17 protein-coding genes are annotated in these 19,686 nt (G+C 66.8%); 10 read left to right on the plus strand and 7 right to left on the minus strand.

Translation table 11 applies throughout. The features are described 5' to 3' along the window. Positions 1-19: 19 nt before the first annotated feature. From NX782_RS04015 to NX782_RS04030, 4 genes are all read right to left on the minus strand, one after another. A complete protein-coding gene (locus NX782_RS04015; RefSeq protein ID WP_258844128.1) occupies positions 20-2,806 on the minus strand; it encodes a type VI secretion system Vgr family protein in 2,787 nt (928 codons plus the stop codon). Between the two features lie 232 nt (positions 2,807-3,038). Next, positions 3,039-3,842 (minus strand): TatD family hydrolase, encoded by an 804-nt coding sequence (locus NX782_RS04020; protein ID WP_258844129.1) that lies wholly within the window; start codon positions 3,840-3,842, stop codon positions 3,039-3,041. Between the two features lie 6 nt (positions 3,843-3,848). Beyond that, positions 3,849-4,553 carry a lipoprotein-releasing ABC transporter ATP-binding protein LolD gene (gene lolD / locus NX782_RS04025; RefSeq protein ID WP_258844130.1) on the minus strand — a complete coding sequence of 235 codons (705 nt, stop codon included), beginning with the start codon at positions 4,551-4,553 and terminating at the stop codon, positions 3,849-3,851. Between the two features lie 4 nt (positions 4,554-4,557). Then, positions 4,558-5,823: a lipoprotein-releasing ABC transporter permease subunit gene (locus tag NX782_RS04030; protein WP_258844131.1), complete on the minus strand. Its 1,266-nt coding sequence runs from the start codon at positions 5,821-5,823 to the stop codon at positions 4,558-4,560. A gap of 207 nt (positions 5,824-6,030) precedes the next feature. On the opposite strand from NX782_RS04030, the gene NX782_RS04035 reads away from it, so the two are divergent. From NX782_RS04035 to arfB, 5 genes are all read left to right on the plus strand, one after another. Next, positions 6,031-7,266, plus strand: a complete 1,236-nt coding sequence (locus NX782_RS04035) for a hypothetical protein (RefSeq protein WP_258844132.1) — start codon at positions 6,031-6,033, stop codon at positions 7,264-7,266. A gap of 28 nt (positions 7,267-7,294) precedes the next feature. Next, positions 7,295-8,143, plus strand: a complete 849-nt coding sequence (locus NX782_RS04040) for a ferritin-like domain-containing protein (RefSeq protein WP_258844133.1) — start codon at positions 7,295-7,297, stop codon at positions 8,141-8,143. A gap of 82 nt (positions 8,144-8,225) precedes the next feature. Continuing rightward, positions 8,226-9,302, plus strand: coding sequence for a hypothetical protein (locus NX782_RS04045; protein ID WP_258844134.1), 1,077 nt, complete (start codon positions 8,226-8,228; stop codon positions 9,300-9,302). Next, a complete protein-coding gene (gene recJ / locus NX782_RS04050) occupies positions 9,299-10,996 on the plus strand; it encodes a single-stranded-DNA-specific exonuclease RecJ (RefSeq protein WP_258844135.1) in 1,698 nt (565 codons plus the stop codon). Before NX782_RS04045 ends, recJ begins: the two co-directional genes overlap by 4 nt. A gap of 9 nt (positions 10,997-11,005) precedes the next feature. Further along, on the plus strand, positions 11,006-11,404 hold the full coding sequence (gene arfB, locus NX782_RS04055; RefSeq protein ID WP_258844136.1) for an alternative ribosome rescue aminoacyl-tRNA hydrolase ArfB: 399 nt from the start codon (positions 11,006-11,008) through the stop codon (positions 11,402-11,404). Positions 11,405-11,488: 84 nt separating this feature from the next. Here the strand turns inward: arfB and NX782_RS04060 are convergent, their stop codons facing one another. Continuing rightward, complete coding sequence (locus NX782_RS04060; protein WP_258844137.1) at positions 11,489-11,962, minus strand: YybH family protein; 474 nt, start codon at positions 11,960-11,962, stop codon at positions 11,489-11,491. Positions 11,963-12,088: 126 nt separating this feature from the next. Here NX782_RS04060 and NX782_RS04065 point away from each other — a divergent pair, with 126 nt between their 5' ends. Genes NX782_RS04065 through NX782_RS04075 form a run of 3 tightly spaced genes read left to right on the plus strand, consistent with a single transcriptional unit; the run spans position 12,089 to position 13,567 of the window. After that, on the plus strand, positions 12,089-12,526 hold the full coding sequence (locus tag NX782_RS04065) for an antitoxin Xre-like helix-turn-helix domain-containing protein (protein WP_258844138.1): 438 nt from the start codon (positions 12,089-12,091) through the stop codon (positions 12,524-12,526). After that, positions 12,527-13,222 carry an RES family NAD+ phosphorylase gene (locus NX782_RS04070; RefSeq protein ID WP_258844139.1) on the plus strand — a complete coding sequence of 232 codons (696 nt, stop codon included), beginning with the start codon at positions 12,527-12,529 and terminating at the stop codon, positions 13,220-13,222. Positions 13,223-13,234: 12 nt separating this feature from the next. Next, the gene (locus NX782_RS04075) at positions 13,235-13,567 is read left to right on the plus strand and encodes a DUF2288 domain-containing protein (RefSeq protein ID WP_258844140.1); all 333 of its coding nucleotides are present in this window, start codon (positions 13,235-13,237) and stop codon (positions 13,565-13,567) included. A gap of 59 nt (positions 13,568-13,626) precedes the next feature. On the opposite strand, the gene NX782_RS04080 is transcribed toward NX782_RS04075, so the two are convergent. Then, the gene (locus NX782_RS04080) at positions 13,627-15,222 is read right to left on the minus strand and encodes a methyl-accepting chemotaxis protein (protein ID WP_258844141.1); all 1,596 of its coding nucleotides are present in this window, start codon (positions 15,220-15,222) and stop codon (positions 13,627-13,629) included. 264 nt (positions 15,223-15,486) lie between these two features. On the opposite strand from NX782_RS04080, the gene NX782_RS04085 reads away from it, so the two are divergent. Further along, a complete protein-coding gene (locus tag NX782_RS04085; protein ID WP_258844142.1) occupies positions 15,487-16,197 on the plus strand; it encodes a GAF domain-containing protein in 711 nt (236 codons plus the stop codon). A gap of 233 nt (positions 16,198-16,430) precedes the next feature. Here the strand turns inward: NX782_RS04085 and NX782_RS04090 are convergent, their stop codons facing one another. Then, positions 16,431-18,449: a bifunctional 2',3'-cyclic-nucleotide 2'-phosphodiesterase/3'-nucleotidase gene (locus NX782_RS04090; protein ID WP_258844143.1), complete on the minus strand. Its 2,019-nt coding sequence runs from the start codon at positions 18,447-18,449 to the stop codon at positions 16,431-16,433. A gap of 132 nt (positions 18,450-18,581) precedes the next feature. On the opposite strand from NX782_RS04090, the gene prfB reads away from it, so the two are divergent. Beyond that, a protein-coding gene (gene prfB, locus NX782_RS04095) for a peptide chain release factor 2 (RefSeq protein WP_258844144.1) occupies positions 18,582-19,686 on the plus strand; the annotation gives its coding sequence in 2 pieces (ribosomal slippage) (positions 18,582-18,662 and positions 18,664-19,686; 1,104 coding nt in all).

A 19,686-nucleotide genomic window follows, 5' to 3' on the forward strand; every position in this document is an offset into this window, starting at 1 on the left:
GGATTCTGTGTTGGCCGGCTCAGGCGGCCGGATGGTCTTCTTCGGGCAGGTAGGCCATGTCGACGCCGCCGATCATTTCGCCGATCAGCAGGGAGGTCCGGCCCTGGTCGTCGGTACGCCCGGTGACCGTGCGGCCGTCCTCGAAAGTCGCCTTGTAGCGCTGGTTCGGGATCGGCGCGCCGGTCTGCAGGTGGCGCAGCACCACGTATTCGTCCGTGTGCAGGTGCGAGGTCGGCAGGCGCACGTCCTTGGGACTGGCGCCGCCGGGTCCGAAATACATGAAATCGGAGCCCTTGTGGATCTGCTGGCTGCTGCTCTGGTGGGTGATCTTGCCGTCGACCCAGTCGGTGGTGGCACCGGGGGCGATGATCTTCACCGCCGGCGCTTCCAGTTCGATGCGCTCGGCGGCGATCAGGCTGATGCGGCCGGACGATTTGATCTGGATGTTGCCGAGGTGGGTCTGGACCACGATGTCGCCCTTGCCGGCGCCGAGCTTCATGCCCATTTCATGCGCGAACATGCTCAGCCCGCGCGCGGCGCGCATGAAGATGTTGCGGCCGGTGGAGATCTCGGCGTCGCCGGCGCTGACCACGTCGACCTTGTTCTGCGCGCCCAGCGCCAGGTTGTCGCTGCTGGCGAAGATGGCGCCGGCCGGCGCGCTGGCGGCGACGATCGGTGCGCCGCCACCGGCGCCAGTCTCGGCGACGTTGCTGCCCTCATGCCAGCGCTTCAGCTTGTCGACCAAGGCGGCCAGGCGCTGCTGCGAGGGCTCGTCCTCGTTGTGCACCGCCGCCAGCTTGCCGACTTCGTCGAGGATGCCCTGCATGACTTCGGCCAGGCCGACGAGTTCCGCGCGCCCCAGCTGGCCGCCGGCGCCGCCCTCGCCTTTTTCGGCGCTGATCAGGACACCCTGGGCGCCGCGCACCGCCACCGCCAGGTCGCTGCGCAGCTCGGCCCCTTCGCCGCGCGGGGCGCCGGCACCGTGGTCGCGCGGCTGGGTCATCCAGCCGAGGTTCAGTTCGGAGGCGCCGTGGTCGCTGCCCAACTGGGCGCTGATCTGGCCGCGGGTGTCGTCGAAGCGCAGCTGGTTGCCGCGCGCGCCGCCGATCTCCCTGGTGCGTGTGCCGGACAGGTAGCGGTTCCCGGGCAGGCTGCCTTCGCCGTTGAAGGCCGGCGGCGCCGAGCGCTGGTTATACAGCTGGGCCAGGACGATGGGCCGGTCCGGGTCGCCGCCCAGGAAGGCCACCAGCACTTCGGTGCCGACCCGCGGCAGGCCCAGCGCGCCGGACTGGTGCTGGCTGCCGCTGCCGTTGCCGGCCCAGTTCGAGGCCACCCTGACCCAGGCCGAGTCGGCCGGACCGCCGGAAGCGCCGGCGCCGCGCGCATGCTCGTGGTCGGCGCCGCGCATGCCGGGAAAGCGGATCTTGACCCGGCCCAGGGCGTCGCAGTGCACGTCTTCGTTGGGAGGGCCGACCACGAGCGCGCTTTGCAGCTCGGGATGCGGCAGGTCGGCGCGCGGATCGAAGGCCGGCACGATGGCGATCCCGCGCCGCACCGCGGTGAAAGCGATCCGCACCCGTCCGCTCTGGTCGGTGCCGTGTGCCCCCAGGCCCGGCCAGGCGGGCATCGAGGACGACAGCGCGCGCGGCAGGTTGTTGTCGGCCACCACACGCAGCTCGGTGATGACGAATTCGCGCTCGGGCGCCGGATGGGTGTCGATCTCGGGATGGTCTTCCAGCGCAAAATACTGGCCAACGCAGAAGTCGCGCACGCTGCCCTCGCCGTGGAAGCATTTCGATTCGAATTCGTGGCGGCTCATGCGCACGTGGCCGAGGCGCCAGTGGTCTTCGACGTCGTTGCCGGCATGCGGCATCTCGACCAGGTAGTCGTCGAGGGTGGCGGCGAGCTGGTTGCCGCTCGGGCCCTGGTCGGCGATGCTGCGCGCGCTGGCAGTCATGAACTGGGTCCCGCCCGGGTTCTTGTAGTCCCAGCTGTGGCGGGTCGTCAGGCCCGGCTGCAGGCGGCGCGCGGCAGTCCAGGAGGTGACGGTGTCGCGGCCGTCGGCCATGCCGTCGCGGTGGTAGCGCACGCTGCCGGCGCTGTTGCGCGGCAGGCTCATCGGGTCGGCGAACAGCACCAGCGTGTGTGCCGGGGTGCGGTCGTGCGCCGGGTCGACCGCGGTGCCGCGGCTGCGGCCGGCGCGGAATACCCAGGCGATGCCGCGGCGTTTCAACAGGCGCCGCACGAAGGCCGCATCCGATTCGTTGTACTGCATCGTCTGTTCGCGCGGCGGGTACTGGGCGAGATCGAGCAGCGCGTCGAGTTCGAGTTCGAAGGCATTCGCCAGCACCGTGTTCGAGTGGCGCCATTCGTCGCACAGCAGCTGCACGATCTCGAGTTCGTTCTGGTAGCGGAACACGCGGCTGTTGGTGCGCTTTTCCATGACCGCGAAGACGTCGCGCACCACCAGTTCGTAGGATGCCAGGGCGCCGTCCGAATCGCCGGCGCGCGCCTCGGTCACCAGCCCGCAGACGCTGCGCAGCTGGCCGCGGTCGGTGACGAACTGGATTTCGGCCGGCAGCGCGATCAGTTCCTTCAGCGGCAGGTGCGGGCTGCTGGCCAGGCAGGCGACACGATATTCGATGCCGCCGCAGACCGCCTCGCTGCCGACGACCCGCTGGGGCAGCAGGATGTCCTCGGCGAGCTGTCCCCCGTGCGCGAGGCGCAGGCGCAGCGGGCGGTGGGCCGTGCTCAGGGACTTCTCATGCTGCAGGACCCGCAGGAACTCGCTCGCGCTCTCCACCATCTCTCCCGTATGACGCGCCGCAAAACGGCCGAGATGACATTTTTCCACGCCTGCCCAAGCGGACGTTGCAATTCATCATATACCTCAGGGCGGCGCACAACGGAACTTCGTTCGCCCAGAATTGTCGCGGCCGCTTCGATATGACAGGAGGGTGTATCGCGCGCGCCCACACGGTGCATGGGGCAGCACCATGCGCCCCGGATGAGCGCAGGCATGCGGGATTAGGCGCAGCTCAGGATGCGAGCAGATTTTTCAGGCGGGGGATCGCGGCCAGTGCGCTCTGGCCGCTGGCGGTACGAATATCGTCCTCGGGCATGCCGCGCAATTCGGCCAGCATGCGGCCGATCGCCGGCAGCTGTTCCGGGCTGTTGCGTCCAGGGTGGATCCAGCTCGGGGCGATGTCGGGCGCATCGGTCTCCAGCACGATCGCGTCGAGCGGCAGTTCGAGCGCCAGGCGCCGGATCTGCAGCGCGCGCGTAAACGTCATGGCGCCGCCGAAGCCGAGCCGGAAGCCCAGGTCGATGAAGTTCTGCGCCTGCTGGAAGCTGCCGTTGAAGGCATGGGCGATGCCGCCGGCGGGGCGGATCTGGCGCACTTGCTTGAGCACCTGGTCCTGCGAGCGGCGCACGTGGGTCAGCACCGGCAAATCGAAGTCGCGCGCGATGCGCAGCTGCTCGCGTAGAAAATGCTCCTGCTTGGTGCGCATGGCCGGCTCGCACAGCATGGGGATGAAGAAGTCGAGCCCGATCTCGCCGATGGCCACAAAACGCGGGTCCGCCATCGCTTGCTCGACCAGGCGGCGCAGCAGAACCAGATCGTCGTCGGTGGCCTGCGGTACGTAGATCGGGTGGATGCCCAGCGCATACGAGGCGTTCGGCGCCGCATGGGCCAGCGCCCGGACCACCTCGAAGTTACCGCGCTCGACCGCCGGGATCACGATCATCGCTACGCTGTCCTGCACTGCGCGCGCGGCCACCGCCAGCGATTCGCCGCCGAATTCGTGCGCGTCCAGATGGCAGTGGGTATCGATCCACATAAGGTGTCAGGCCGGCTGCGGCTGCAGTCCGTGCTCGGTGAGGCGCAGCACGCGGTCGCAGCGGCGGGCCAGTTCGGGGTCGTGGGTGACGATGACGAAGGCGGTGCCGAGGGTGCGCGAGAGTTCCAGCATCAGGTCGAAGATGGTCTCGGCGGTGGTGTGGTCGAGGTTACCGGTCGGCTCGTCGGCCAGCACGCAGGCCGGCTCGGTCACCAGCGCGCGCGCCAGGGCCACGCGCTGGCGTTCGCCGCCCGAGAGCTCGCCGGGACGGTGCACCGCGCGCTTGGCCAGGCCGACCCGCGCCAGCATCGCCTGCGCGCGCGCGACCGCCTCTTCGCGCTTGACCCGGCGGATCAAGAGCGGCATGGCGACGTTGTCCAGCGCCGAGAACTCCGGCAGCAGATGGTGGAACTGGTAGACGAAGCCGAGCGCCGCGTTGCGCAGGTCGCCGCGCCTGGTTTCGGACAGCGCCGCGAAATCCTCGCCCTGCAGCACCACCGCGCCGCCGCTCGGCGTATCGAGGCCGCCGAGGATGTGCAGCAGGGTCGACTTGCCGGAGCCGGAGGCGCCGACGATCGCCACGCGTTCGCCGCGGCCGATCGAAAAGTCGATGTTGTCCAGCACCTGCACCGCGTAGTCGCCTTCGCGGAAGGTCTTGCCGACGCCGCGGCAGGAAAGAACCGGCATGCCGGCGGTAGTTTCAGTAGTCATCATTTTATTCATAGCGCAGTGCCTCGGCCGGCTTGACGCGCGAGGCCGACCAGCTCGGGTAGATCGTTGCGGCGAAGGCCAGCAGCACCGAGATGCCGCCGATCTTGAAAACGTCCGGCCAGCGCATGTCGGAAGGGATCGCGCTGATCCGGTAGATGTCCCTGGACAGGAACTGGATCCCGAACAGGTGCTCGATGAAAGGCACGATCACGTCGATGTTCATGGCCACCAGCACGCCCAGGGCGACGCCGGCCAGGGTGCCCAGGATGCCGACCAAGCCGCCCTGGATCATGAAGATCTTCATGATCGAACGCGGCGAGGAGCCGAGAGTGCGCAGGATTGCGATGTCGGGCTGCTTGTCGGTCACCGTCATGACCAGCGAGGACACCAGGTTGAACGCGGCCACCGCGATGATCAGGGTCAGGATGATGAACATCATGCGCTTTTCGGTCTGCACAGCGGCGAACCAGGTCGCGTTCAGCTTGGACCAGTCGCGCACGACCAGGTCGCCGCTCATCGATTTCTTGAGCTGGTCCGCCACCAGCGGCGCCTGGCGCATGTCGGCGATGCGCAGGCGAAGGCCCTGCGGCGCGCTCAGGCGCTCCATGCGCTCGGCATCCTGCAGGTCGACGAAGGCCATGGTCGCATCGAATTCGTCGTGGCCGGACTCGAAGATGCCGGCCACCGTGAAGCTGCGCGTGCGCGGCACGATGCCGGCCGGCGTCACCTGGCCCTGGGCCAGCATCATATTGACCTTGTCGCCGATGCCGACGCCGAGCGAGCGCGCCAGCACCTCGCCGAGCACGATGTTGAATTCGCCGGGACGCAGGTTCTGCAGGCTGCCCTGGCGCACCTGGGCGCCCACGTTCGAGACATTGTGTTCCTGCGCCGGCAGGATGCCGCGGATGACCGCGGGCTTCATCGCCTCGTCGCGCACCAGCAGACCCTGGGTTTCCACGAATGGCGCGGCGCCGCGCACGGCCGGGTTGCGGAAGGCTTCCTTCTCGGCCGCCTGCCAGTTCGCCATGCCGCCGCTGGCATCGAACACCTCGATATGGGCCAGCACCGACAGCATCCGGTCCGTCACGTCCTTCTGGAAGCCGTTCATCACCGACAGCACGACGATCAGCGCGGCCACCCCGAGCGCGATGCCGGACACCGAAATCAGGGAAATGAAGGAGATGAAGCTGTTGCGGCTGCTGCGCTTGCCGGCGCGCGTGTAGCGCAGGCCGACCAGCCATTCGTACGGCAATTTGTGGATGATGCTCATGGACCCCGTGATTGACTTGTAAATGCTTCCAGCCCCGCAGTGTGCCATACAAAGCTCATCCATGTGAGGTCTTGTCACAATTGAAAATAGTTTTTTGCTATCGGCGTTCAATCGAATCTCTATTGCGCTGTGCTGTCAGATCGCTATCGTGACTGGCACTTCATTTTTAACCATCCGGCTCATTGAGTAGATAACCAGGAGAAACCAATGGCATTCAACCTGTTCGATTCGAAAGGTACGCCCATCGAGAACCAGCGCTACACCTGGCGCGACATGGTGCGCAAGCCCCTGAGCAAACTCGACGACGACGCCTTTACCCGGGTGCGCGTCATCATCATGAACGGCATCGAGATCGAGGCGCTGCGCTTCTCGCACAGCATGGCGCGGCATCAGCGCGAGCTGCGCCTGCCGCTGGCGCTGGTACGCCGCTCCGAGCAGCACCAGGCCACGATGATCAACTGGCTGCTGGGCCCCGACCATTCGCCGCTCGAAACCACGATCGCCTACGAGCAGGTGGCGATCGAACTGACCGCGGCGGTTGCCCAGCGTGAACCGGACGCCTACCTGGCCCAGTGCTACCGCTACGGCCTGCTGGAAGACTTCGACCACATCTACCGCTATGCCGCGCTGCTCGACCGGCTCGAGGGCAAGGATGCGAACAACATCATCCAGAGCTATACCGACATCGTGCCGGGGCGCCCGACCTGGGAGCACCACCGCCATCCGGAAGACGACCTCCGCAATCCTTACGACCGCCGCACCGCCCACATGCTCAGCAAGATGCACGCGCTGACCATCACCGCCACCGAGCAGCAGACCCACAACTACTACATGAACGTGGGTCCGCTGTTCTCCGACCCGATCGCGCGCCAGCTGTACGCCGAGATCGCCTCGGTCGAAGAACAGCACGTCACCCAGTACGAGTCGATGCTGGACCCGGACGAGTCCTGGCTCGAGAAATGGGTGCTGCACGAAGCGAACGAGTGCTACAACTACTACAGCATGGTCGCGTCCGAGCCGAACCGCGACATCAAGGCGATCTGGGAGCGCTTCCTCGACTACGAGCTGGGCCACTTCCACCTGGCCGCCGAGCTGTTCCAGAAATACGAGGGACGCGACGTCGCCGAGATCATCACCGGCGCCTTCGACAGCCCGATCGAGCTGAAGCCGCAGCGCGACTTCTACCGCCAGGTGCTGGCCGAGGAAGTCGACCTGCGCGCCGACGGTCCGAACTACGTGCCGAAGGAATACGAGCCGCAGCGCAGCAAGGATTACCGCGCCATGCTGCACGGCGATGGCGAGCCGAGCGCGCCGATCTCGGCCGGCTACGTCTGGGCCCCGGGCACCGAGCTGATGCACCGCGGCGCGGCCAGCGGCGCCACGATCCCGACCGGCACCATGGCCGCCGCGCAGATCCCGGCATCCGGCGTCACCCGCCACTGAGCCAGACACTCATTCAGGAGAAATCAAGATGGCTGAGAAAACCGAACACATGGGCATGAACAAGACCGGCGTGCAGATGTCGCCGCTGAACACCAAACGCATGCTCGAGGAAGACCAACGCATCCTGACCCGCGGCCAGCCGGGCGACGAAACCCAGATGGCCGAGCTGCGCCAGGGCTACATCCGCGAGTCGAACGGCTACGGCTCGATTCCGGTGCCGGCCACGCTCAAGGGCATGGCCGCCACCGCGCTCGACATGATGAAGGGCGACCGCCCGCAGATCCTGATCGACAAGCTGGCCGAGCGCCTGGCCATGGAGCGCACCGCCACCCGCCTGTACGACGCGCTGCTGACCAAGCTGGCCGTGGTCGGCGAAGGCACGCTCTCGATCAACACCGAAGACGTGGCCAGCATCCGCGGCGACGAAGCCCGCCACGCGCTGCTGATCGCCGAAGCGATCGCGTCGATCGGCGGCGACCCGACCGCGATGACGCCGAGCGCCGACAACGTCGGCGTCGAGGCGATGGGCCTGGTGCAGGTGCTGAACGACCCGCGCTCGAGCCTGGCGCAGTCGCTGCACGCGCTGCTGACCGCCGAACTGAGCGACGGCGTGGGCTGGGAGACCCTGATCGCCCTGGCTCACGAAATGGGACACGCCGACATGGTCGAGGCTTTCGGCGATGCTCTGCTGCAGGAGCGCAAGCACCAGCTCATGATCCAGAGCTGGTACCAGGAAGCCCTGGGGCTGGACAATGCTGCGATGACGGCAGCGGCCGGCGTCGGCCTGACCGGACGGGCCGACCTGGCCATGCCCGACGGCCCCGGCGTGCCGGCGCCGGGCGACCCGGGCACGCCGCGCCCCGGATCGACCTCCTGATCCGGGGATCGCCGGCCGGATGCCTTCCTGACAAGGGCCCGGCCGGCTCCGCAGGGCCTGCCTTTTTGTCCTACAATACGGCATGGCCCACATTTCGCTCGTCCTGCCTTTCGCCCTGCCCGCCCCCGAATTCGCGTCCGACCTGGTCCGTGCCCTCGACGCACCGGCCCTGGCGGCGCTATTGTCGCGTGCCTCCAGCGCCGCCTTCCACCCGCTGGAGGCGACCGCGCGCGTGCTGCCGCACGAACTCTGGATCGCGCGCCGGCTCGGCCTGGCCAAGGGCACGGCGCCCGGCATCGCCGCCAGCAGCATGCGCGGCTACGGCCTCGACCCGCTGGACGGCACCTGGTTCGTGGTCAATCCGGCCCACGTCCAGATCGGCCACAGTCACCTGATGATGGGCGACACCCGCCAGCTCGATCTGCGCGAAGACGAAGCGCGCGCCCTGTTCGAGACCGCACGCGCATGCTGCGAGGAAGAAGGCCATGCGCTGCAGTACGGCGCCGCCGACACCTGGTTCCTGCGCGCCGACGACTGGGACGGCATCCAGACCGCCAGCCCCGACGCCGCGGTCGGCATGAACCTGACCGACTGGGTGCCGAGCGGCGCCCAGTCGCGCGCCTTCCGCAAGCTGCAGAACGAGGTGCAGGTCAGCTGGTACACCCATCCCGCCAACGCCGCGCGCGAAGCCCGCGGCCGGGCGCCGATCAATGCGATCTGGCCCTGGTGCGCGGCCAGCAGCGCCGCCGAGCACGCGCAGATGCTGGTGGCGCGCGCCGCCGGCAAGCTGGCGCCGCGCCCGGCGGTCTCGACTTACGCCACGCCCGGTTGGCTGACCAGCCTGGCCGACCAGCGCCTGAGCGAGCTCACCGACATCGCCGCCAGGCTGACGACGGCCGACGCCGCCGAGGGCGGCCGCATGCTGGTCTGCGGCAGCATGGCGGGCGCCGCCATTGCGGCCGACTGGCACGCCTGGCTGCAGGAAATGCATGCCCTGGAGGCGGCGCTGTTCGCGCCGCTGCTGGCGGCCCTGAAGCAGGGCCGCATCAAGTCGCTGCGGCTGGTGCTGAGCCACCGCGACGGCCACCTCGACACCACGACGACACCGATGGCCCAGCGCAAATTCTGGCGCCGTCCGACTTTGGAACGCCTGATTTGAAGACCCGTATTGCCACCCGCCCCTGCCCCGGCCGCGAAAGCGAACAGCTGGCCCGCGGCGGGATCCACCCCGTGCTGGCGCGCGTGTATGCCGCGCGCGGCCTGAGCGACCCGCGCGAGCTGGCCAGCGAGCTGCAGGCCCTGCTGCCGCCCGCCGCGCTGCTGCAGATCGACGCCGCCGCCGTGTATCTGGCGGACGCGATCGCCGCGCGCAAGAAGATGACCATCGTCGCCGACTACGACTGCGACGGCGCCACCGCCTGCGCGACCGCCCTGCGCGGCCTGCGCGCGATGGGCGCGAACGTCGACTACATCGTGCCGAACCGCTTCGAATACGGCTACGGCCTGACGCCGGAGATCGTCGAGCTGACCGCGCGCTCGACCGCACCCGACATCATCATCACGGTGGATAACGGCATCGCCAGCATCGACGGCGTGGAAGCGGCGCGTGCGCGCGGCATCGAAGTCGTGGTCACCGATCACCACCTGCCGGGCGACGCCCTGCCCGACGCGCGCGTGATCGTCAATCCGAACCAGCCCGAATGCGGCTTCCCCAGCAAGCACCTGGCCGGGGTCGGCGTGGTGTTTTACGTGCTGCTGGCGCTGCGCGCTGAACTGCGCAAGCGCGGCGTATTCGACGCCGGCACCCAACCGAAGCTCGATTCGCTGCTCGACCTCGTGGCGCTGGGCACCGTGGCCGACGTGGTCAAGCTCGACACCAACAACCGCATCCTGGTCGCGCAGGGCCTGAAGCGCATGCGTGCCGGGCGCATGCATCCTGGGGTCGCCGCGCTGTTCCGGGTGGCGGGCCGCGAAGCCCGCAGTGCCTCGCCATTCGACCTCGGCTTTGCCCTGGGGCCGCGCCTGAACGCCGCCGGCCGCCTGGAAGACATGTCGCTCGGGATCGAGTGCCTGGTGACCGACGACGAAGAGCGTGCCTGGCAGATCGCCCAGCAGCTCAACGAGATCAACCTGAAGCGCCGCGAGATCGAGGCCGAGATGCAGGACACCGCCCTCTTGCATCTCGACGATTTCAAGCCGGCGGACGCCAGCACCATCGCCGTGTTCGACGACGGCTGGCACCAGGGCGTGATCGGCATCGTCGCCTCGCGCCTGAAAGAGAAGTTCTACCGGCCGACGATCACCTTCGCGCCCGCCGGCGACGGCTGGATCAAGGGTTCCGGACGCTCGATCCCGGGCTTCCACCTGCGCGACGCGCTGGACCTGGTGTCCAAGCGCGTGCCTGGCCTGATCGACAAATTCGGCGGCCACGCGATGGCGGCCGGGCTGTCGATCCGTCTCGAACACTTCGACACCTTCCGCGAGGCTTTCGAGGCGGTCGGCCGCGGCTGGCTCAGCGAAGCCCAGCTGGAAAGGGTGGTCGAGACCGACGGTCCGCTGGAAGAAGACTGCTACTCGGTGCAGTTCATCGAGCTGCTGGACGGCCAGGTCTGGGGCCAGGGCTTCGCGCCGCCGGTGTTCTGCGACGAGTTCCGCGTGGTCAGCCAGCGCATCCTGAAGGACCGCCACCTGAAGCTGCTGCTGGAGCGGAACGGCCGGCGCTACGACGCGATCTGGTTCGGCAACACCGCTTCGCTGGGCGAGCGGGCGCGGGTCGCGTTCCGGCTGGATGCCAACGAATACAACGGCGTGACCAAGGTGCAGCTGCTGGTCGAGCACGCCGAGCCCGCGTGACGTAACGGCGTGACCGCGAAGATCGATCCGCAGCAAGTCGAGTTCAGCGCGATCCGGGCCCAGGGTCCGGGCGGCCAGAACGTCAACAAGGTCTCCTGCGCGGTGCACGCCCGCTTCGACATCGCCGCGTCCTCGCTGCCTTCGTATGTGAAGGAACGCCTGCTGGCGATGCGCGACAGCCGCATCACGCTTGATGGCGTGGTGGTCCTGAAGGCCCAGCAATCGCGCAGCCTGGAAGCAAACAAGGAAGACGCGCTGCGGCGTTTGCAGGAGATGGTCGACCAGGCCAGCGTGGTGCAGGCAGTGCGGCGACCCACCAAACCGACGCGCGGCTCGCAGCGCCGCCGGCTGGACTCCAAGACAAAGAGCGGCCAAGTCAAGGCCCTACGCGGCAAAGTCAGAGAATAATCAAACCGGGGTCAGACACCGATTTTTGGCAATTGCTCACGGGCTCTTGCCAGAATTTGGTGTCTGACCCCGGTTCTATGCAGGTCAAGGTGTGTCGACTTTTGGCTTGCAATTGCACGGCGCATCGCCGCGGTCGAATACCACGCGCCAGCGGCCCGGCGCTTCCAGGCGCCAGATCGAGTTGAAGCGGCCGACTTTTTTGCCGCTGGCGTCGTAGACCGGTCCGCCGCTATAGGCCAAGGTGCCGGAATCGACCACCTCGACCTCTTCCGGCTCCCAGGAGAACGGCGCCTGCGGGCCGTCGTAGTATTTGCGCCAGGCGCTGGCGACGGCTTCGCGGCCGCGCAGCGCGCTGTTGCCGGGGCCGGAGAAGAACACGGCCTCGTCGGCCAGAAAGGACGCGAAGGCCGCGTGGTCGCGCGCCTTCATGGTCGCTGCGAAGGCGCGCTCGTGCTCCGTCACCTGCTTCTTCAGCTCGGCATTGGTCGGCCGCGCCGCGCTGGCGACCGCCAGCATGAGCATACTGATGCACAAAACCCCAATCGACAGCAGACGCATGCGTCCTCCGGTATCTTGAGTAAGGCTTGGTAATCAAACAATTTTGTCACGGCAATACCGTTTGCACAAGCGGCTTGCAAGGACTCCGGAAGTGGAGTATAAATACTCCAAAATCGGAGGATTCCTATGAGTCTTGCTTACGCCTACCCCAAAAGCCGCTTCGAAACCGCGGTCCTCGTCGACCTCAACGACCGCGCACAGCGCGAGCGCCTGTCCAGCTCGGCGCTGAAGGGCTTCTTCCAGCTGCTCGAGGCCTGGCAGGTGCGCGACGAGGATGCGCGCGAGCTGCTCGGCGGCCTCTCTTCCTCCACCTTCTACGACTGGAAGAAGAATCCGGACCGCGTGCTGGAAGTCGACCGCATCACCCGCATCTCTTACCTGCTCGGCATCTATAAAGCACTGCACATCCTGTATGGCGACAAGCTGGCCGACGAGTGGGTCCACCTGGCCAACAGCAATCCGGTGTTCAACGGCCGCGCGCCGCTCGCCTTCATGCTGGGCGGCGGCCTGCTGGCCATGCAGACCGTGCGGCGCCTGCTCGACGCCCGCCGCGGAGGGCTTTGAGTGAAACTGGTACGCAAGCAGGAACCCGCCCTCACCCAGCTGCGCCAGTTCGACACCGTCCGCCTGATCCCCTCGCGCTTCGCCGATGCCGAAGACTCGGTGCTGGCGCCGCTGGCGGAAAGCGATGCCGTGCTGCGCGACCTGTTCGACCTCGACAACGCCACCAACGACCGCCTGCGCGGCGAGTCCGGGCAGCTGGCAGGCATCGGCATGGACGAGCTGGTGTTCGGCGTGCCGAACTTCCGCATGATCAATGCGGCCTACACCTATGCGCGGCCGGAAGGCAGCCGTTTCAACGACGGCGAGCGTGGCGCCTGGTATTGCGCTTTCGAACTGGAGACGGCGCTGGCGGAGGTCAGCTTCCACAAGACCGTCGAATACCAGGAGATCGGGCGCTTCGACGACAGCGTCAGCTACCAGGCCCTGCTGGCCGACTTCACCGCCGCCTTCCACGACATCCGCGGCGACGAAGCCCATGCCGACTGCCTGGCGCCCGACAGCTACCTGGCCTCGCAAAAGCTGGCGGCCGGGCTGCTCGAGGCGGGCTCGATGGGCATCATCTATCCCAGCGTGCGCCGGCCCGCGGGCACGAATCTGGCCTGCTTCCGCCCGGCGCTGGTCGGGAATGTCCGCAAGGGCCAGGCGTATCGGTTAACATGGGCGGGTTCGCCGGCGCCGAGCGTCGACGCCATCTGATTCAATGAAGCCATGAAAACCGATCCATTAAAAGATACCGAACTGCACGACAAGATCAACCGCGAAACCGCCCGCATCAACTGGGCCGAGCTGGAGCGCCATTTCGCCCACGGCGCCGTGGTCTGGGTGAGCCATGAGCTCGACCTGGTCGAAGCCGCCCTGCGCATCGCCCACGACGACAAGGAACATATCGTGCGCTGGATGAACGAAGGGAAGATGGCCAAGGTGTCGGACGCCCAGGCCACGGCCTGGCAAGCCGCCAACGCCCTGCTGTGGGCGTCGGTGGTCAGCCCCTTCGTGCTGGTTCAGGAAGACAAGGCGGCGCCGAAAGAGACGTTGCATTAAAGTCGAGCTTGGATTCCCGCCTTCGCGGGAAGTCGTTTCGGGCAATGCCCGGAACGACGCTAGCGCACCAGTGCCCGGCTGCCGCTGCGCGACCCGGGCGCGGCCTGCTCCAGCTGGAAAGTATTCACCAGCGACGCCAGCTGATCGGCCTGCATGCGCAGCGATTGCGCCGCCGCCGACGCTTCTTCCACCAGCGCCGCGTTCTGCAGAGTCATTTCGTCGAGCTGGGCGATGGCCCCGTCGACGCGTTCGATCTCCTCGCTCTGGGCCCGGGTCGCGCTCGAGATCTCGCCCATGATGTCGTTCACCCGGTGCACGCCATCGACCACGGTGCGCATGGTCAGCCCGGCGCGCCCCACCAGCTCGGTGCCGGCGCCGACCTTGCTCACCGAATCCTCGATCAGCGCCTTGATTTCCTTCGCCGCCGCGGCCGAGCGGTGCGCCAGGTTGCGCACTTCGGATGCCACCACCGCGAAGCCGCGTCCCTGCTCGCCGGCGCGCGCCGCCTCGACCGCCGCATTCAACGCCAGGATATTGGTCTGGAAGGCGATGCCGTCGATGACGGCGATGATCTCGACGATCTTCTTCGACGCATCCTGGATCAGCCCCATGGTCTCGACCACGCCCTCGACCGCGGCGCCGCCCTGGCGCGAGACCTCGGAGGCGTCGCGTGCCAGGCGGCTCGCTTCGCCGGCGTAATCGGCGTTGCGGCGCACCGACTCGATCAACTCCTTCATCGCGGAGGCGACCTGGGCCAGCTCGGCCGCCTGCGACTCGGTGCGCTGCGACAGGTCGACGTTGCCGGTCGCGATCTCGGCCGAGGCGGAAGCGATGGCATCGGTGCCGCTGCGGACCTTGCCGACGATGCCGGACAGGCTGTCGCGCATGGTGCTCATCGCCGCCAGCAGGCTGCTGGGCTGGGCGCGGCGGGTGTCGACGCTGTGCTGCAGCTGGCCGCGCGCGATCGCATGCGCCACGCTGGAGGCGTAGGCCGGCTCGCCGCCCAGTTCGCGCAGCAGGCTGCGGGTGAGGCCGATGCCGATGGCGGCGGCCAGCAGCACGCACAGCGCGCAGAAGCCGGCGATCGTCCAGCGTGCGCTGGCGGCGGTCTCGCCGGCGGCGATGCTGGCCCGCGCGCTCTCGATCTGCAACTGCTGCAGCAACGCGTCGATGTCGGCGACGATCTTGCGGCGCAGCGGCGAGCATTCCTTGACCAGGAAGCTGCCGAAGGCCTCCATCTCGTCGGCCATGCGGTATTTGCGCGGGCGCTGGAGCTCGCGGATCATCGCGCCCATCTCTTCGCGCACGAGCGCGTACCGGGCATTGCCCTGCAGGGAGCCGTCGAGTTTGGTCAGCGCGGCCTCGGCGATGGCAACCTGCTTGTCGACCAGGTCGAGCTCGCGCATGGCATCGGCCTTGTCGGTGAAGATAAAGGCGTTGCGCGCGGCGATGCCGGTCTGGTCCAGCGCCTCGCGCAATGCGTACAGCGGTTCGAGACGGCTGCTGCGCAGGCCGTCGGCACTCGACAGGGCCTGCTCGATGCCGTTCACGCGGGCGATGGCGAACACCGCCAGCACCAGGGTCACCACCACCACGACGCTGAATGCCGCATACAGTTTTGTTGAGATTGCAACACCAGCCGCCCTGTCCTTCATTTGTCGCCCCTTGTCCTGATCCTCGCCACGCTTGACGAATAATTGATGAATGTGACGGGATAGTGCCCAAAAGATTATGAATTTGCAATGAAATATCGTATTTTTGAGCCTGACACCAGTTTCGCTGGTATAAGCTGTCTCAATCTGGCACAGTCGCGTTTTCTTGACATGCCGCAAGAAAACAAGATGTGGGCAAATTTATCCGCTATACTCATGGGATAAGGGGAAGCTATGCAGAGCAATATCAAAACCGACGATCCAGTCATGACCACGAGTGAGGTTGCACGCCTGTTGGGCGTTGCTACCAGCACGGTGCAGATCTGGATGGAAAGCGGCGCGATCGAGTCCTGGAAAACACCGGGCGGCCATCGCCGCACCCGTTTGAGCCTGGTCCAGGGACTCTTGCACGGGAAGGACGACGGCGCCCTGCTGCGTCCCGCCGCCAGCAACGACAAGGAATTCCTGCCGGTCGCCGAACCGAACTATCCGGTTCCGGCGGATGAGCGCGCACGTCTCGCGGCGGTGGGCGCGAGCGGCCTCGTCGATACCGACGAGGAAGCGCGTTTCGACCGCATCGTGCGCCTGGCTACCATGGTGACCGGCTCGCCGATCGCGCTGATCTCGCTGCTGACCTCGACCCGCCAGTGGTTCAAGGCCCGGGTCGGCCTCGAACCGCGCGAGACCCCGCGCGACTGGGCCTTCTGCTCGCACGCGGTGCTGCAGGAGGAGCTGTTCGTGATCGAAGATGCCGTCAGCGACGAGCGCTTCCGCGACAATCCTCTGGTGCTCGGCGATCCGAAGATCCGCTTCTATGCCGGCGTGCCGCTGCGCGACCGCACCGGCCATCCGCTGGGCACCCTGTGCGTGATCGACCGCGAACCGCGCCGCCTGCGCACCACCGAAGCCCAGGGCCTGCTCGACCTGGCGGCCATCGCCGCGGCCGAGATCCAGTCCAGCCGTCCGAACCGGTTCTGAATTCGCCGATCATCGCGCGAATTCTCCTCGTCATCGCGCGAGTCGCCCCTCGTCATCGCGCGAGTCGCCCCTCGTCATCCCCGCGGATTCCCCCTCGTCATCCCCGCGAAAGCGGGGATCCATACTGAGACAAACGAACTTGGATTCCCGCCTTCGCGGGAATGACGGCCAATACGCGTCGATGACCGGCCGATCCGCGGCGATGACCGGCCGATCCGCGGCGCTGACGAAAACTACTTCGCCAGATCCACCGCATACAACGCAAACCCCTTCCCCTGCCCATCATCCGCAGCCAGCTGGGTCACGTTCTCCAACCCAGCCGCGCGCGCCAGCTCCAGCTTGCCCGGCGCCGAATGGAACACCACCGGCCCCTTCACCGCCACCTTCGCGAAACGCCAGCTGCGGTCCAGGCCGTTCGCCGTGCGGCTCAGGCGCCTGGCGTCCTTGATGTAGGCAATCAGCACGTCGCGGCTGGCGTCCGGCGCGGCGAACACGGTGCGGCTGCCGTCCAGTCCCGGGAAGTTGCCGCCGCCGCTGGCACGGTAGTTATTCGTCGCCACCAGGAAGGCCCGCCCTTCCGCGAGCGGTTTTCCATCCCACTGCAGATTCTTGATCCGCTGTCCCGGCGCCTGGGTCACGTCGATTTCGTAGCGCAGCGCGGGCGAGGTCACGGTGTCGAAGTTGTAGCCGGCGAAGCCCGTGTTGACCAGCTCCTGCGGCGCGCTCTTGTCCGGATCGATGGTATTGAAGCGCGACGCCGCCTTCTCCAGCCAGGCTTTCAAGCCCGTGGCGTCGACCTTCACCAGCGCCAGCGCGTTCGGATACAGGTAGAGGTCGGCGGCATTGTTCAGCGCCAGGTCGCCGGCAGCGACGTCGGTGTAGTCGGCCACGCCGGCCGAGCCGCTCTTGAAAGGCGCCGACACCGACAGCACCGGCAGCTGGGCGTACTGCGGCAGGTTCGCCTGCACGTACTTGCGCGCATAGTCGGCCTGGGCCTGGTTGACGATCTGGATCGCCGAGACGTCGCCGACATCGGCGAAATACGTCGACATGCGGAAGTCGGCGCTGCCGATCGGCGTCTTCACATAGCGGATCGTCGCTTCGTGCTCGTCCTTCACGAGGTCCATCACGGCAGGGTCGGCCGCGACATAGCTCTTGTCCGGCTGCTGGGTGCTGCGATTCTCGACGATGGCCGCGTCCTGCTCGGCATGCCAGCGCTTGCCGTCGTGGCGCAGCTGCAGGCGCACCACGCCCAGGTTCTTGCCCCACAGGTTGGCCATCACGGTCGGCACGCCGAACACCCTGCCCTTCACCTTGTCGACGTCCGGCAGATTGAACTGGGCCACGGTGCTGCTCGGGTTCGGAAAAGCCTGGTGCGAGTGGCCGAGCAGTAAGGCGTCGATACCGCCGACCCGACTGCTCATCCGGGCCAGGTGGTAGTTACCGTTCTCCATCGCCGGCGAATACGGACTGGCGTCCAGGCCGCCGTGCGAGATCACGACCACCACTTCGGCGCCCTTGGCGCGCATCTCGGGCAGGTAACGCTGGGCGGTTTCGACGAGCCCCGCGGTGGTGATCTTCCCTTCCAGCCAGCGCCGGTCCCAGTTCAGGATGGCCGGCGGCGTGAAGCCGATGATGCCGACCTTGACGCTGGCTGCGAAGGGTTTGCCGTTCGCGTCCACGGCCTGGATGCGGCGCGTGAGGATGCGGTAAGGCGTGAACAACGGCTTGCCGGTCTTGGCACTGTAGACGTTGGCCAGCACCACCGGGAAACCCGGCCCGCCACAGGTCCTGGCCGGCACGCCTTCCACGTGCAGGCGTTGACCGGTCACCTGGCCCAGATAGGCCAGGCCGAAATTGAAGTCGTGGTTGCCGATGCCGATGCCGTCGTAGCCGATCTTCTGCATCGCCTTGTAGATGCCCAGCAGCTGGCCGCACTTGAGCGGGTCGACGGTGGCCTGGTAATCGCCCAGCGCATTGCCCTGGATCGTGTCGCCGTTGTCGAACAGGAGCGTGTTCGGGAAGTCGCGCCGCGCCTGCGCGATCAGCGCGGCGGTGCGGTCCAGGCCCAGCGACGGGTCGGCGGCAAGCTTGAAGTAATCGTAGCCGACCACGCTGGAATGCAGGTCGGAGGTTTCCAGGATCGCCAGCTCGGCGCTGGCGCCCGCTTTGGGCTTGGCGGCCAGGGCCGGGCTGGCAGCGAAGGCGGCGCACAGGAACAGGGTGATGGGGTGGCGTGGACGGAATCTCATGCCGGCATCATAAGACAGCCGCCTGCCGCGGGGCAAGGAAGGGGCGGGCAAATGCGTTCAGCGCGCGATGCGGCTGCCGGCTGCGGTATAATTACCGGTTCGATTCAACCCTCTAAAAATACGTCACCGACCATGGAAGCTGAACGCATCAACGCCCTTTCCGCCCTGCTGAATGACCTGAGCAGCCGTGAAGCCGAACTTCGGAGGTATCTTTGACTTCGATCGGAAGTCAGAGAAACTAGAACAGGTCAACCAGGAACTGGAAGACCCGACCGTCTGGAACGACCAGAAGCGCGCCCTCGAACTGGGCAAGGAAAAGAAGGCCCTGGAAGGCGTCGTGCTGACGCTGCAGCAGGCCCGTTCCAACATCGACGATTCGCGCGACCTGTTCGACATGGGCCGCGAAGAAGGCGATGACGACACGATCGAATCCGTCGAAGCCGACGCCGAAGAGATCAAGAAAGTCATCGAGCAGATGGAATTCCGCCGCATGTTCAGCAATCCGATGGACCATGCGAACTGCTTCATCGACATCCAGGCCGGCGCCGGCGGCACCGAAGCCCAGGACTGGGCCTCGATGCTGATGCGCCAGTACCTGCGCTATTGCGAACGCAAGGGCTTCAAGGCCGAGGTGCTGGAGATTTCCGAGGGCGAGGTCGCGGGCATCAAGACCGCCACCATCAAGGTCGAGGGCGAATATGCCTACGGCCACCTGCGCACCGAGACCGGCGTGCACCGCCTGGTCCGCAAGTCGCCGTTCGACTCGGCCAACGGCCGCCATACCTCGTTCACTTCGCTGTTCGTGTACCCGGAGGTCGACGAGTCCTTCGAGATCGAGATCAACCCGGCCGACGTGCGCATCGATACCTATCGCGCATCCGGCGCCGGCGGCCAGCACATCAACAAGACCGACTCCGCGGTGCGCCTGACGCACGCGCCTTCGGGCATCGTGGTGCAGTGCCAGAACGACCGCTCGCAGCACCGCAACAAGGCCGAGGCCTTCGACATGCTGCGCGCAAAACTGTTCGAACTCGAGATGCGCAAGCGCATGGCCGAGCAGCAGAAGCTGGAAGACTCCAAGACCGACGTCGGCTGGGGCCACCAGATCCGTTCCTACGTGCTGGACCAGTCGCGCATCAAGGACTTGCGCACCGGCTTCGAGACTGGCAACACCAAGAACGTGCTGGACGGCGACCTCGACGACTTCATCTCGGCATCCCTGAAACAAGGCGTCTAA

The organism is Massilia norwichensis, from assembly GCF_024753245.1.
Classification (GTDB): domain Bacteria; phylum Pseudomonadota; class Gammaproteobacteria; order Burkholderiales; family Burkholderiaceae_D; genus Telluria; species Telluria norwichensis.